Genomic DNA, 15,437 nt, shown 5'->3' on the forward strand with positions numbered 1-15,437 from the left:
TTATGGAACAAATGATAGTACAGATCACCTCCGGCCGCGGCCCTGCGGAATGCAGCAGGGTAGTGGCAAAGGTGCAGGAAATAATGATCAGGGAAGGCCGCGCGGCCGGCATCAGCATACAGGTACTGGAAAATGTAAAAGGAGATCTTAATGGTACCCTGCTTTCTGCTACCCTGCTGCTTAAAGGAAAAAATGTGGCGGCGTTTTGTCAGCCATGGGAAGGTACCATTCAGTGGATTGCGCAAAGCCCTTACCGTAAATTCCACAAGCGCAAAAACTGGTTTGTAGGCGTAGCGGTTTTTGATATCAGAAAACAGGTGCAGTGGGATCCGAAGGACGTAACGCTGGAAACCTGTCGTGCAGCCGGTCCGGGCGGACAACATGTGAATAAAGTGGAAACGGCTGTTCGTGGTACCCACCGTCCCAGCGGCTTACAGGTGCTGGCAATGGATAGCCGTTCCCAATTACAGAACAAGCAACTATGCCTGGAACGGCTGGAAGCAAAGTTCCTCGCATGGCAAACCGGCGAGCTGGTAAAACAACAGCAGCAACGCTGGCAGGAGCATAATGAACTGGAAAGAGGAGATGCGGTGAAAGTGATCAGGGAGCGGCTGTAAGAAGAAGGGTGCTTTCATCGCCTTCGGCGATCACGCGGAGTTTGTCTTGGAACACTGATTACACTGATTTTGATGATTTCATTGATTCTATTCTTTTGAATTTCTGTAAAAAGGAAAATATAAGCGAATTTACCTGCGCGCATTTCCCTGGTTTTTACAAAAACTTAAAAATAGAATCAATGAAATCAGTGTAATCAGTGTTCCAAGACAAATTCCGCTTCTTTTTACTTATTTTTATAGCACACACCGCATATCAACCATTTACCACACGTGGAGGAACTAAGTGACATAGCGCTATTACAAAGACTAAGGCAATCCGATGAATCTGCCTATACCGAAATATTTCATCGTTACTGGGAGAAACTGTACGCTATTGCGTATAACCGTTTACGTAGCCGTACTGCCGCTGAAGATGTGGTGCAGGAAGTACTGGCCAGTTTATGGGCCCGGAAAGCCGAACTGGATATCCGTCACCTCTCCGGTTATCTTGCTACTGCTACCCGTTATGCCGTGTTCCGGCAAATCAGCCGTTTACTACCGGATCATCCCCTCGATACGCCCGATGTAGCACAGCAAATGATACAGGCACCGGATATGGATCACCTGGATTATTGCCGCCTGCAGGAGCGGCTTGGACTGGAAATAGCCACACTGCCGGAAAAATGCCGCCTCGTATTCCTTTATAGCCGCCGCGACCAATACAGCAACAAGGAAATTGCCACCGCCCTGCAACTGTCGGAAAAAACAGTGGAAGCCCATCTTACAAAAGCGCTCAAGCACCTGCGTGTCCGCCTAAAAGACGTATATCCCTATCTCTCTTTCTTCCTCTGAAAAAATCGATATTGTCCGGTTAAGGCATGAATGGGAGTACAGATACTTCTCGGATACCTAGGAGTCGTTTATGTGTCGTGCACCCCATATAGTCCTTATATAGTCCTAATGCTCTTCTCATACACCCCTAATACACTCCTGATGCACTCCTACTGCACTGTGCATGCTCTTAGCCCCAAAAAAAATACACCAATGCAACGAAATCCGGCAAAAAGCGGCAAAACCAGCGGATTGGTTTTTCCATTTTTCGCCAGGATGGTAATTTAGCGGTAGACTGAAAAAAAATATAAAAAACACTAAGGGTAACAGCAGTATTTCTGTACTCTGTTATTATGCAGCACCTGAAAGACCTGATCCAACGTTACCTGAAAGGCAATGCTTCCCCCGAAGAAGCAGCAGCGCTCCATGAGTGGTACAACAGCTTCGACGACAGCGAAGTGCTCCTGCCCCTGGAGCTGGGGGAAGACCGCAATATGCTGGAACAACGGCTGCTCAACCGGTTGAAACCAGTGATGCAGCCACTTGAAAGTAAAAGGTTCCCTTTCTGGCGTTATGCTGCTGCTGCGGCCCTGCTGGCCCTGGTAGCGATAACCGGGACAATGGTGTGGCAGCACCGGCATTTATCTCCCCAAAAAAATATAACGGCATACAATACCTCCGTAACAGATAAACCGCCTGCCAACAAAAAAGCTATGCTCACACTGGCCGATGGCAGCACTATTGCACTGGATGATGCCGCCAACGGCGCGCTTGGCAAACAGGGGGGCGCCAGCGTTATAAAAAAAGAAAAAGGACAACTGGCTTACCAGGCCGGCGATGCCAATAGCGCAGTAGTATACAATACCCTTACTGTGCCCCGGGGTGGCAGGTACCAGCTGGTGCTGCCGGATGGTACCAAGGTATGGCTTAACTCAGCTACTTCACTCCGCTATCCCACCGCTTTCCGCGGAGGAGAAAGAAAGGTGACCCTGCAGGGACAAGCCTACTTCGAAATTGCCGCCAATGCCACACAGCCATTTAAAGTGCAGGCTGGTGAAATGGAAGTGGCCGTGCTGGGTACCCGCTTCGATATGATGGCCTATGCCGATGAGCCCACCATCAACGCTACCCTGGTGGATGGAAAAATAAAAGTACAGGATAAGATCCTGCAACCCGGTCAACAGGCGGTACTGGCACTTTCAGGCCACCGGCTCACAATACGCGAGGCCGATGTTGATAAGATCACCGCCTGGAAAAACGGCCTTTTCGTGTTTAATAATATGGACCTCCCTACCATACTCCGGGAAATAGCCCGCTGGTATGATGTGGAAATAGTATATCAGTCTGCACCCGGCAAAGAACTGTATGGGGGCGGCATCAGCCGGAATCTTAATTTATCAGCCGTATTGCGCGTTCTGGAAGAAAACGGAACTAATCACTTTAAAACAGATGGAAATAAAGTAGTGGTATTACCGTAAAACCTGTAAATAGAACATATGAAGTAACACATGGAACAATGAAAAAAGCCGGGGATGGTGACACACCCCCGGCAGCAGCTTAGCATCCTGTAAGATCAGCGACGATCATTTAAGAATTCTAAACCTTATTAAAAGTATGCATTTAAAATTTAAGGAGATACCATTTCTCCCCAAGGGACTTTTATTAACCAAAATTTTGCGGGTTATGAAAATGACCACATGGCTTATCCTCGCTGCCTGCCTGCATGTAAGCGCCAGGGGTTTTTCCCAACAGGTTACCCTGTCGGTGAAAAATATGCCGTTACAGAAAGTGTTTGCAGAAATAATCCTGCAATCAGGGGCCACTATCGTATATAACGAATCCACCCTCAAAAACACCAGCCCCGTTACCCTGCAGGTAAGCAACGCCTCCGTGCAATCTGTACTCGAGCAATGCCTGCAACACCAGCCGGTAACATTTACCATCAACAACGGCGTATTTGTGATCCGCCCAAAGTTGGTCCCCCCGCCGCCCCCGGCAGATACTATTGGCCGTATTACCGGTACAGTGCGTGGCCCCGATGGTACGTTGCTTCCCGGTGCTACGGTAATTGTAAAGGGCACCAGCAGGGGGAATGCCACCAACGCCGGGGGACGGTTCACCGTATCTGCCAACCCCGGTGAAATACTGGTAGTTACCTTCACCGGGTACGATAAACAGGAACTGCCGGCCAGCAACGGTATGCAGGTAACCCTGCGCACCGCCAACAGCCAGCTTGACCAGGTAGTGGTGGTAGGCTACTCCGATAAAAAGAAAAGTGAATTAACCAGCGCTGTTACCGTAGTAGACGCCGCAAAACTGAAAGATGTAACCACCAACGACGTAGGCACCATGCTGCAGGGCAAAGTGTCCGGTTTGCAGGTAGTGAGCAGCTCCGGCGTTCCCGGCGCAGCAGCGGAAATCCGTATGCGCGGTATCTCTTCTGTAAATGCCTCGCAAAGCCCGCTTGTAGTGGTAGATGGTATTATTGGCGGCAACTACGATCCTAACGATATAGAAAGCGTGACCGTACTCAAAGATGCCGGGGCTACTGCCATGTATGGTTCACAGGCCAATGCAGGCGTAATCATTATTACTACCAAAAGAGCGACCACCGGTAAAATACAATTCCAGGCAAAAGTAACTACCGGCTTCCGTACACCCGACTTCGGAACCATGGACATGATGAACGGCAGCGAATTGTACGAAAGGCAGAAAGAATATTACCGCGATTACATTCCCGGCGCTACCAACAACTCCTATAAAATAGACCTGCTGAAGTTCTATAACGAACGCCCGCTCTCCCTGCGCGATCAGAATTATAACTGGCTCACAGATATGTTCCGCCGTGCGCCCATGCAAAACGTGTATATCTCCGCCAGCGGCAGATCAGAAAGATCAGATTACTACCTGGGCCTTTCTTATTACAATGAGAAAGGAACTTTTATGAATACCAATTACCAGCGCGTAAACCTGAGAGCTAATTCTACCTATCACTTTACAAAACGTATCAGCTTAACCAACAACATCAATCTCAGCGGATCCTTTGGTAAAACATACGACTACAACGATATGTACTATGCCTTCCTGAACATGCCCTGGGATAATCCTTACGACAGCTCCGGTAAAGCATTGTATGTAGATGGCAACTCCCCCTTTAAATGGTGGTCGCGCGATAAGGTAAACCCTATCCATACCATTAATAATTCAGAACATCCCTATAAAAACTTTGATGTGAATTATGATATGGGGCTTAATATCGGCATCACCGACTGGCTTACATTTACCAGCACCAACCGCCTCTCGCTGGGATACAATAAAAATAAAACCTGGTATTCACCGGATGTGGCGGGGCAGTATCATGGAACCGGTTTTCTCAATGAATTAAGCACGCTTAACTATGGTTACATTTCCAACAACCTGTTGAAAGTAGATTTCCGGATGGGCGATCACCGGATCAGCGGTCTTGCAGGCGTGGCATTTGAAGGCAGCAATACTGAACTGATGGGAGCTTCAGGAAAAGGATTGCCCGCCGGGTTAAAAGTGCTGAACATCGTATCCAACAGCCAGCTGGTAAATGGCAGTATCAATGAAGCGATTATACAGTCGCTCATCTCCCAGGTAAACTACAGTTACCAGGATAAATATTTTCTCACTGCATCTTTCCGCGTAGATGGCTCTTCCAATTTCCCATCTGCCAACCGCTGGGCCTCTTTCCCGGCTGTTTCCGCGGCATGGCTGGCCAGCAATGAAGATTTTCTGAAAGACAACAGTGTGTTCACCACCCTGAAACTCCGCGCCAGTTACGGGGTTACCGGTACCCAGGATATCGGGTCATCGCGTTACCTGGCTTTATTTTCATTGGATAACCAGTACAACGGGCAAACAGCGGCAACGCCATCACAGCTGCCCAGCCCCGACCTCACCTGGGAAAGCAAATACCAGTGGAACGGCGGTATCGATATAGGATTGTTTAAGCGCATAGACCTCAGTGTGGATGTATACAACAACATCACCAAAAATCTCCTGCTGCAGGTGTCCCAGCCTTTATCAGTAGGCTTTGAGAAACGCTGGGAGAACGTGGGCGAGCTGGTGAATAACGGTGTGGAACTGGGTATCAGCTCTGTTAATATCCGCAGCCGCAGGTTCCGGTGGAGTACTGATTTTAATATCAACTTTAACACTAACAAACTGCAGAAATTCCCGGCTAATATTATTAACACACAATCTACCTGGAGCATTTCACAGATCTACCGCAACGGTGGTAATCTCTATGAATTTTACATGCCCAAATGGCTGGGGGTAGATAAGCAAACCGGCGCGCCTTTGTGGGAAGTGGTGGATAAAGACGGCAACAGGTCGTCTACCTCAGACTATGCCAGCGCTACCTACCAGGAAGTGGGTTCCGCACTGCCGAAATTCCAGGGTGGTATGACCAATACCTTCACTTACAGCGGTATTTCCCTGGGTGTGAATATTTATTTCCTGTCGGGCAACAAGGTATACAGCAACAACCTCCGCTTTGTGGAGAATGATGGCAATGAACCTTACTACAACCAGGTAAACCTTCCCAAAGGTAGCAGCACCTGGGCTAAGCCCGGCGATAATGCCACCGAGCCAAGTCCGCAGAACTCTGCTAACAGCACGCAAACGTCTACACGCTTCCTGAAAGACGGCAGCTTCTGGGCATTGCGTAATATCAGCCTGAGCTATGAACTGCCAAAGGCCCTTGTGAACAGGTGGCGCCTGGATGGTGTAACAGTTGGTTTTACTGCAGATAATGTGCATACGTTCACCAATTTCCTGGGGCAGGACCCGCAAACCACCATCACACCGGGTTCGCAGGTGATGCCAGGCGTATCGGACTTTAAATATCCCAACAACCGCCAGTACCTGTTCAACATTAATTTCAGATTTTAAAATGCCTGTCATGAGATCAGCGATTATTATATTAATACTATTGCCTGTGTTGTTATGGCAAACAGGTTGTATGAAAGATGTGAATCCAAGTGATGCCCTTACCACAGAAACCATTACCGGTTCTCCTGAAGGACTGAAGAATGCGGTGAATGGCGCATATTCGTTGTTGAAGGATCACGTGGAGTTTAACGGTACAAGGGATGATAACAATATGTACCTGCGCCAGTATTTCCAGCTCTCGGATTTTGCCAGCGATGATATTGTATGCGGGCAAACAACAGAAGATCCGCTGTTCTATAGCTTCTCGCTGGGTCATTCGCCCACGCAAACAAACGTGCGTTACTTCTGGTATATTTCTTACAAGATCATCAACGATGCCAATACTGTTATTGAAGCGGTGGAGAAGCAGGGTAACCCCGACGCCACTACGCAGCAGATGCTGGGTGAATGCTATTTCCTGCGCGCTTTCAGCCACTTCAACCTGGTGAAATTATTTGCCATGCCCTATACGCAAAACCCTGGTGCGCCCGGTGTGATCCTCCGTACTTCTACCAGTGATCCCGCGCAAAAGGCCCGGTCTACCGTAGGTGAAGTATATGCGCAGATCATTGCTGATGCGAAGAGAGGCGCGGACCTGATGTCGCAAAGCAGGGGCCCTCAGTACGCTTCCCGCGAAGCTGCATGGGCGTTGCTTTCCAGGGCATATCTTTATGAAGGCAACAACGACAGTACCGCTTACTTTGCTTCGCAGGTAATTTCATCCGGCCGCTTTTCACTCACTACCGCTGCTACTTACCCTGATCTTTTCGCCAACGCTACAGCAGGGTCGGAAACCATTTTTTGCGTAGCCTTTACGCCCGTAGACGATTATGGCAAGTTTGGCTCTATTGCCTCCATGATCTATTCCAATGGTAACTCCGGCTGGGGCGAGGAATTTGCATCCGCTTCACTGAGGGATACCATGTCGGCCAACCCGGAAGATGTGCGCTGGAAATATATTATACCTCTTAAAGACGGTAGTGGTGTATTGCAGCAGAAAAATGGCATCGACATTTATTATATCTCCAAATTTTCCGGGCAGGGTGGAAGTCCTACCTTAAGCTCGCCTATTCTTTTCCGGCTGGCGGAAATGTACCTGAACAGGGCGGAAGCATCGGCCAAAGCCGGTAAAACGGCAGCCGCACTGGACGACCTGGATATTATACGCAGCAACCGCGGGTTATCAGGGGCCCTTTACCACCAGCAGCTGCCGGCAGGTAAAACCGCGCTGGATGTGGTATTGAAGGAAAGAAGACTGGAGCTGGCCTTTGAAGGCCACCGCAGTTTTGATGTGTACCGCAATAAAAGGGCGATGAACAGGACCTACTGGGGCTATCATTTGCCGGGGCTGAAGCAATCGGATATCAATCCTGCCGTAAACCCTTCCGGTTATGCCGGCATGGTGATACAGCCCGATAATCCGAAGATCATCTATTACATCCCTATCGATGAAATAGAAACCAACAAACTGTGTGTACAGAACCCTTAAAACCACCTGATCATGCAAAAGAAACTGCTCTATATATTGTTGCTGCTCTGTGCAGCTACGGCCTGTAAAAAAGACGATAATAACCCTGCTCCACTGGTAGTATACACTATTGCGGTAGATGGGAACCAGGTTACCTTTAATAATACCACTACCGGCGCCTCCTCCTGGAAGTGGGACTTTGGTGATGGCACCAGCTCTACGGAGCAAAGCCCCGTGCATGTTTACCAGGGCAAAGGTAAATATGTGCCTACGTTGTATGCCACTTCCGCCGCAGGGGTTACTGCGGAAGGATCTACTGTGATCCGTATTTCCAAAACCTCGCCGGTGAAACTAACAGACAACAGCCTGTCCGACTGGGATACTATCAGCCAGAATGTGATCACTGCCGGTCCGGCCGGTGGCGTTTTCAAAAAGCTGAAGCTGGATTACGACGGGCAGAATGTTTATTTCTATGGAGAGATGACCGGTAAATTATCCGATGGCGCTATTTTCGATATGTATATCGACAGCGATAACAGCGCTGCTACAGGTTTGCTCACGGCCCTGTTTACCGGTGGGGCCTATGATGTACTGCTGGAAGGACAGCTGTTGCTGAAGCAAAGCACTGCACCCATCCCAATGGCTATGTATTACCATAACGGACCGCAAACCGGCTTTACCTTCGATCAGCAATCGGGCACCGACTTTTTCACTATGGGCACCATTACGGAAGCAGGTGGCATAGTGCGCTTTGAAGGAAAGCTGGACCGGTCAAAAATCAAGGGCTTTACGGGAGCGGCTATACGGCTTGGCATGGTGGCTACATCCAGTGACTGGTCCACCCAGCTGGGCACTATCCCTGATGAAGGCGCTGCCGCTTTTTTATTAAATATGCCGGAATAAATTATTAATTTAAGCCAACAAACAGGACAATGAGCCAAACCACCAATGTCAGCCAACGATTGATTTCCCTGGATGTGATGCGCGGCCTTATCATGATCCTCCTGGCAGGAGAAAGCGCCCGTATCTATGAGTCGATAGCACACCTGCACCCTACGGGTATCGGAGGAAGCCTGATACAGCAGTTTTTTCACCATCCCTGGAACGGGCTACGCGCCTGGGACCTGGTGCAGCCAGCCTTTATGACAATGGCCGGTGCAGCCATGTTCATCTCCTGGTATTATAAGACACAAAAGGGCGTTACCTGGTCACAAAATTTCCGGCATATAGCCTTGCGTTGTTTAAAGTTGTTTATATTTGGTACTGCCCTCCATTGCGTATATGCAGGAAGGTTAGTATGGGAGTTATGGAATGTGCTCACGCAGTTGTCTGTAACCACCCTGATCGCCTACCTTATTATACGCCGTTCCTTTGGTTTCCAGTTGGGCGTGAGCCTGTTGTTGTTGCTGGCAACCGATTTAATGTACAGGTTTGTTTTATTGCCCGGTTTCGAAGAGCCCTTTACACAGGGACATAACTTCGGAGCATTTATGGATACTGTGCTGATGGGGAAGATCAACCCTGACGGATGGGTGACCATTAACTTTATACCCACTGCCGCGCATACCATCTGGGGCGCACTGGCGGGGAAGTTACTGATCAGCGACCGGCCGAAGGCGCAGAAAATAAAGATCCTGGTAACAGCAGGCGTGATTGGGCTTGTTACCGGCTTCGGGCTTGACCTGGCAGGTATTATCCCCATTATCAAACGGATTGCCACCGCATCTTTTACGCTGGCTTCCGGGGGATGGGTAATGCTGGTAATGGCCCTGCTGTACTGGCTCATAGATGTAAAACAAAATGTGCGCTACGCCTGGATAGCCACCGTGGTAGGCATGAACGCCATTTTTATTTACCTCTTCTTTGAAACAGTAGGTGGCCAATGGGTGAACCCAACCACCGGCATCTTTATAAAAGGATTTACCGCCCTGGCGGGGATCCCTGAAAGCATCCGGGATATCTTATCTGCCTTTGCTGTACTGGCACTGGAATGGGGCTTATGCTACTGGTTATATAAAAAGAAGATCTTCTTCAAATTATAAGCTATCTACTGAAACCCCCATGGAAAAAAAGCTCCGGTATCATTTACCGGGGCTTTTAATTTTTTTACCGCTGGACGTATATTTTTCCAATTTTATTATTTACCTTGATTGCGGTTTAATAATTAATTCGCCAAAATCTTTAGTATCAAAGCGTGAACAATGGAAGAAATAAATCTCTTCCACTCTCATTGGTCAAAATCACTGTAATAAACCTGTCACCTGACAGTGTTACAGATATATTATGTGTTTAAGCTACCTGTAATGAATAATTACCAATAAGGTTCCGGTTACATGAGTCATTCATCAGACATAGTATTGGTACAACGTTTAAAGGAAGGCGATGCTTCAGCATATGATGCTTTATTTTTAAAGTATCACAAGCTGCTTTGCCTGAATGCTTATTGGTTCCTGCGGAATGAAGCCGAAGCAAATGATCTTGTACAAACTTTTTTCCTCGACATCTGGGACAAAAAGTTATACCTTCATTTTACCGGTGATATCAGGGGATACCTGCATCAGGCCATCAAGAACCGCTGCCTGACGCATCTTAAAAAACAAAGAACAGAACTGGAGAATAAAGTGGCCTTCACGCAGTTGCAGGACGATTCCTGTTTTACGAGCACTGAAGTTTCACCGGATTATTATAAGCAGGTACTCACTGCCATTAATGATATGGCCGTACAAAAAAGATCGGCTATACAAATGGTATACATCCAGGGAAAGCGTTACCAGGAAGCGGCGGATGAAATGGGCATCAGTATCAATTCTTTCAAAACCCACCTGAAAAGGGGATTGAAAGTATTACGTCATGCAATTACTAATAAAGGGTATTAGTCCCCGATTTGTTAACAATGGAGCAGGTACAGGAGAAAATATTTGAATTATATCTACAACGTTTGTCGGGAGCACTCTCTGCAGATGAAGAAGCCTATGTGCAGGAAATGCTGCTGCACGATGCCCACTTCAAGGCGCAGTGGAACCAGCTTGAACAGGAAAGCATTACGCTGCATACAGACGAGTACCTGCAACAGATAGATTCAGCTTCTGCCCTCCGGCAGATCAGGGAAGAAAGGGCAGCACACCGCCCGGTCACCCACCTTAAAAAGTGGCTGGCAGCTGCTGCTGTGTTATTATTAGCGGGTAGCGGCGTCTATTATTTCTTTGCCCGCACAGCTCCTGTGATATCTCCAACTGTAGCCATGCAGCAACAAAAGCAACCGGTGCGCCTGTTGCTGAGCAATGGTGAAAAAGTAGAGCTGACTAAAGACAGCGGCGCCAAAACCATTGCCCTTAACAACGCCACACTGAGCACCAGCAATGGCGCGCTTCAATATACTTCTGCCGATACTGTATTGAATACCCTTGATGTACCTGCCGGCGAAAGTTATAAACTAACACTGTCCGACGGTACGGAGGTATGGCTGAATGCCGCTACCAGGCTCCGTTTTCCTTTCCATTTTGGCCGTGCGGAAAGGGAAGTATATGTAGATGGGGAAGCTTATTTTAAGGTGGCCTCCAACGCGGGAAAACCCTTCGTGGTTCATACCGCATTGACCAGTGTACAGGTATTGGGAACAGCTTTTAATATTAATACGTACCAGGCCGGTACAGTGAAAACGGCCCTGGTGGAAGGCCGGGTGATCACCAAAGGGAAAATGAACGAGCGCCAGGCGCTGCAACCCGGTATCCAGGCCGATTATGATGCCGGTAAAGGATTTGTGACCCGTCACTTTGATGAAGAAGAAGTATTGGCCTGGCGCAATGGCATTTATTATTATCATCGTATGCCGCTTGCTACGCTTATCGCCACTGCCTCCCGCTTTTACGGGATGCGCTTTGTGCTGGATAAAAACAAAGCGGCTGACCAGGTGGTTACAGGGCTGATGGACCGCAACCGGCTGGAAGATTTCCTCTCCGATCTCAAAACAACTGCACATATCGATTATCGTTTATCAGGTAATGAAATTACCCTGAAATAAGATTTTCCTTCCCCTCAAAAAATATTTTTACTACTCCTTGTCACCCGTTTCCAGGAAAACGATGTAGTTGTGATGAAAGCATTTGTTACTGTCATTTGCTGTACCATCATTTTAACTTGTAAACAATTCCCGAATGAGAAAAAGTATACGCCACTGTAAGCTGGCTATGCGAAACGTTGTGCGCATGTTGGTGTTGTGTGCCCTTTTATGCACTTCATTTTCCGGCGTGAAAGCACAAACACCGGAGCCTTCGCTGCAATCGATCGTCACGGTTACCGGCAATGAGGTAACGCTCCTGCAGATCTTCCGGGCCATTAAAAAACAAACAGGTCTTACCCTTGTTTACAGCAACCAGCTGCTGAACGATGGGGAGAAAATGTCGCTCAACTTCCGCCAGGCAAAGCTGGAAGAGGTGCTGGCTTTTATTTTTAAAGATAAAAACATCAGCTATGTACTGCAACGCAATCGGATTGTGCTCGACAAAAAAGCCGATGCACCGGAAAACACCGCAACGCCGATGGCGGCAAAGCAGGAGGAATGGCTGGTTCGCGGGCAGGTAATGGATGTGGATGGAAATCCCCTGCCCGGCGCTACCATTACGGTGAAAGACAGTAAAAAAGGAACTGTTACAGATGTAATGGGCGTGTTTTCCATTGCAGCCAACAAGGATGATATCCTCAAGGTGGCTATGATGGGCATGAACCCTGAAGAGGTAAAGGTCGTTAACCAGAAAACGCTGAAGGTGAGTCTCACTGCAAAAGTGGACAAGCTGAACGAAGTAGTGGTAGTTGGTTTTGGCAGCCAGAAAAAAGTAACCGTAACCGGCGCCGTATCCACTGTAAACATGGCCGATATGCAAACGCCGGTACGTTCTTTAACCAATGCACTGGTGGGAAAAGTGGCCGGGGTGATTTCCATGCAGAGCGGCGGTGGCGAACCTGGTTATGATAATCCGAATTTTACCATCCGTGGGATCGGTACTTTTAAAGGAAGCGTTTCCCCGCTCATTATTGTTGACGGTGTGCAGAGGGAAGATGTAAACAGTACTTACGGCGGTGCTTTTAATAACATTGACCCGGAAGACATCCAGAGCATTTCGCTGCTGAAAGATGCCTCTGCTACTGCCGTATATGGAGCCAAAGGAGCCAATGGGGTATTGATCATCACCACCCGCAGGGGTATTGCCGGTAAACCCAAAGTATCTGCCAAAGCAGAAACGGGTTTCAGTGGTCTTACGAAAATGCCCAAAATGCTGGACGGCGTGAACTATATGAAATTGTACAATGAAGCCCGTGCCAACGCCGGTGAAGAACCAGTATATTCTGATGAGCTGATCCGTAAAACGGCCAGCGGCCTTGATCCGTATATCTATCCCAATGTAAACTGGATCAATACCATTTATAAAGACTGGGCATCCATGACAAATGCCAATGTGAATGTAAGTGGTGGCGGAGAAGCTATGCGCTATTATGTGTCTATGTCTTTTTATAACCAGGACGGACAATATAATGTAAGAGACATCAGTTATAATCCCAATCTCAATTTTAAAAGATATGATTTCAGGAGCAATGTAGATCTGAACGTCACCAAAACAACCTTACTTTCCCTTAACCTGGCTTCCATGCTGGTAAATACCCGTTACCCGGGCAATTCGGCAGGAGCTATATGGTATTCCACCTACGCTACCAATCCTATATCCTTCCCTGTTTCCTACCCCGATGGTAAATGGGCCGGCCCGGTAAACAACGGCGGTTCCAACCCGTTTAACCTTGTACAGAATTCCGGCTATTCCACAGAGTTCAGACCTTCCATCCAATCTGTATTATCGCTTAATCAGAAGCTGGATGTAATTACTGAAGGATTAAGCGCGAATGCCCGTTTTTCTTTTGATACCTACAGCGAATTTGATAACAGCAGGAAAGGTGTAAATGACCTGTTCTATGCACCCGGAAGAGATGAAAATGGTAACCTGGTATACAACCAAACCAGGACCGGAAACACCTATCTTGGTTATGAAGCTTCATCTACCGGTGAACGTATGATGTACCTGGAAGGCAATCTCACTTACGATCACAACTTCGGTAAACATAACTTTGGCGGACTACTGGTAGGTAGTATCCGGAATCGCCTGGTGGGCTCCGCAGGAGATGTAAAAGGCGCCATTCCTTACCGCAACCAGAGCGCTGCGGCAAGGGTTACGTATTCTTATATGGATAAATACCTCGCGGAAGCAAATATGGGCGCTACCGGTTCAGAGAACTTTGACCGGGGAAAAAGATGGGGGTACTTCCCGGCAGGTTCCGTTGGTTGGGTGATCTCTAAAGAAAATTTCTTCCTGCCATATACAAAAGTAATAAGTCTTCTGAAAATCCGCGGATCTTATGGCATGACAGGAAATGATCAGATCGACCAGAACCGCTTCGGTTATCTTACCTATTATAACGGTGCGAGCGGCGTATCTTTTGGCAGCTCCGGCACACCTTCTTATTATGGAGGTATTAATGCTGATGTAATCGGTACTCAGAACCTTACCTGGGAGAAATCAGCGAAAGCAGACATTGGCCTGGAGATAGGAGTTTTAAATAAACTGAATATCGTCGTAGATGGATTCCAGGATAAGAGAAGCGCCATTCTTGTAGAAAGGCAGTCTATTTCACCGGTTGCGGGATATGGCGGCAGCAGGATTTATGGTAATATCGGCGAAATGGTGAATAAAGGAGTAGATGGTAGTATAGAATATACCGACCATATCGGGAGGGATGTTTCTATTCGTGTATTCGGTAACGTTACCTATGCAAAAAACAAGATCATCTATGCTGATAATCCCATTGCCTTATATGCTTATGCCCAGCAGGAAGGGCATAAATACGGCGAATTCAAAGGCTATCAGAGCCTCGGCCTTTTCACCAGCCAGGATGATGTAGAGAAAAGCCCGCAGCAGTTCAGGGTAGTGCATCCGGGTGATGTGAAATACGCTGATCTGAATAATGACGGTAAAGTAGATGGTAATGATCAAACCTATCTGGGTAAATCAAGTTTCCCTACCTGGTCATACGGTTACGGTTTTAATATCGGTTATAAGAGATTTGAGCTTTCTGCTGTTTTTGCAGGTGTGGCAGATGTGGGTATTATGGCGAATGGTATAGGCGTTACCGGCAATGGCGCCGGCGCAGATGGAGTAGGCGTAGTACCCTTCGCTGGTATGGGCCAGTATACCGCCAGCGTACTGGAAGATATGATGAACCGCTGGACAACAGAAAACCCCAGCCAGGATGTACATTATCCACGGCTCACCATAGCCAACATCAACGACAATAATTATTTAAACAGTAGCTGGTGGATACGCGACGGCAGCTTTATGCGCCTGAAACAGGCTACTTTCAGCTACTCTTTTATTACGCCGGATATGAAACGCAAAGGGATCAGCAATCTGCAGGTATACACAACGGCTACCAATATGCTCACGTTCACGAAGTTTAAGCTATGGGATCCTGAACTGGGCATTTCCGGCTCAAGGTATCCTTTCCCGAAAACAGTTACCCTGGGTGTAAGGGCGCAGTTTTAA

Annotated in this window: 10 protein-coding genes; all 10 read left to right on the plus strand. The window is 47.9% G+C overall.

Translation table 11 applies throughout. From position 1 onward, the window contains the following. The first annotated feature begins 2 nt into the window (after positions 1–2). A complete protein-coding gene (prfH, locus tag FN124_RS19650) occupies positions 3–617 on the plus strand; it encodes a peptide chain release factor H (RefSeq protein WP_142686456.1) in 615 nt (204 codons plus the stop codon). A gap of 270 nt (positions 618–887) precedes the next feature. After that, a complete protein-coding gene (locus tag FN124_RS19655) occupies positions 888–1,448 on the plus strand; it encodes an RNA polymerase sigma factor (protein WP_185937272.1) in 561 nt (186 codons plus the stop codon). Between the two features lie 332 nt (positions 1,449–1,780). Continuing rightward, positions 1,781–2,905, plus strand: a complete 1,125-nt coding sequence (locus tag FN124_RS19660; RefSeq protein ID WP_142686458.1) for a FecR family protein — start codon at positions 1,781–1,783, stop codon at positions 2,903–2,905. A gap of 205 nt (positions 2,906–3,110) precedes the next feature. Continuing rightward, positions 3,111–6,344, plus strand: coding sequence for a TonB-dependent receptor (locus tag FN124_RS19665; protein WP_142686459.1), 3,234 nt, complete (start codon positions 3,111–3,113; stop codon positions 6,342–6,344). Positions 6,345–6,354: 10 nt separating this feature from the next. Further along, the gene (locus tag FN124_RS19670) at positions 6,355–7,872 is read left to right on the plus strand and encodes a RagB/SusD family nutrient uptake outer membrane protein (protein ID WP_142686460.1); all 1,518 of its coding nucleotides are present in this window, start codon (positions 6,355–6,357) and stop codon (positions 7,870–7,872) included. A gap of 12 nt (positions 7,873–7,884) precedes the next feature. Next, on the plus strand, positions 7,885–8,754 hold the full coding sequence (locus FN124_RS19675) for a PKD domain-containing protein (RefSeq protein ID WP_142686461.1): 870 nt from the start codon (positions 7,885–7,887) through the stop codon (positions 8,752–8,754). Positions 8,755–8,783: 29 nt separating this feature from the next. Then, positions 8,784–9,893, plus strand: coding sequence for an acyltransferase family protein (locus FN124_RS19680; RefSeq protein ID WP_142686462.1), 1,110 nt, complete (start codon positions 8,784–8,786; stop codon positions 9,891–9,893). A 291-nt stretch (positions 9,894–10,184) separates the two neighbouring features. After that, positions 10,185–10,727: an RNA polymerase sigma factor gene (locus FN124_RS19685; RefSeq protein ID WP_142686463.1), complete on the plus strand. Its 543-nt coding sequence runs from the start codon at positions 10,185–10,187 to the stop codon at positions 10,725–10,727. Positions 10,728–10,744: 17 nt separating this feature from the next. Beyond that, positions 10,745–11,872: a FecR family protein gene (locus FN124_RS19690; protein ID WP_142686464.1), complete on the plus strand. Its 1,128-nt coding sequence runs from the start codon at positions 10,745–10,747 to the stop codon at positions 11,870–11,872. 133 nt (positions 11,873–12,005) lie between these two features. After that, a complete protein-coding gene (locus tag FN124_RS19695; RefSeq protein WP_142686465.1) occupies positions 12,006–15,437 on the plus strand; it encodes a TonB-dependent receptor in 3,432 nt (1,143 codons plus the stop codon).

This window comes from Chitinophaga polysaccharea (assembly GCF_902150045.1).
In the GTDB taxonomy this organism is placed as follows: Bacteria; Bacteroidota; Bacteroidia; order Chitinophagales; family Chitinophagaceae; genus Chitinophaga; species Chitinophaga polysaccharea_A.

Coding starts and splice junctions, on each gene's coding strand:
- FN124_RS19690 (WP_142686464.1), top strand. CDS start 10,745: ATGGAGCAGGTACAGGAGAAAATATTTGAATTATATCTACAACGTTTG.
- FN124_RS19670 (WP_142686460.1), top strand. CDS start 6,355: ATGAGATCAGCGATTATTATATTAATACTATTGCCTGTGTTGTTATGG.
- FN124_RS19660 (WP_142686458.1), top strand. CDS start 1,781: ATGCAGCACCTGAAAGACCTGATCCAACGTTACCTGAAAGGCAATGCT.
- prfH (WP_142686456.1), top strand. CDS start 3: ATGGAACAAATGATAGTACAGATCACCTCCGGCCGCGGCCCTGCGGAA.
- FN124_RS19675 (WP_142686461.1), top strand. CDS start 7,885: ATGCAAAAGAAACTGCTCTATATATTGTTGCTGCTCTGTGCAGCTACG.
- FN124_RS19685 (WP_142686463.1), top strand. CDS start 10,185: ATGAGTCATTCATCAGACATAGTATTGGTACAACGTTTAAAGGAAGGC.
- FN124_RS19695 (WP_142686465.1), top strand. CDS start 12,006: ATGAGAAAAAGTATACGCCACTGTAAGCTGGCTATGCGAAACGTTGTG.
- FN124_RS19665 (WP_142686459.1), top strand. CDS start 3,111: ATGAAAATGACCACATGGCTTATCCTCGCTGCCTGCCTGCATGTAAGC.
- FN124_RS19680 (WP_142686462.1), top strand. CDS start 8,784: ATGAGCCAAACCACCAATGTCAGCCAACGATTGATTTCCCTGGATGTG.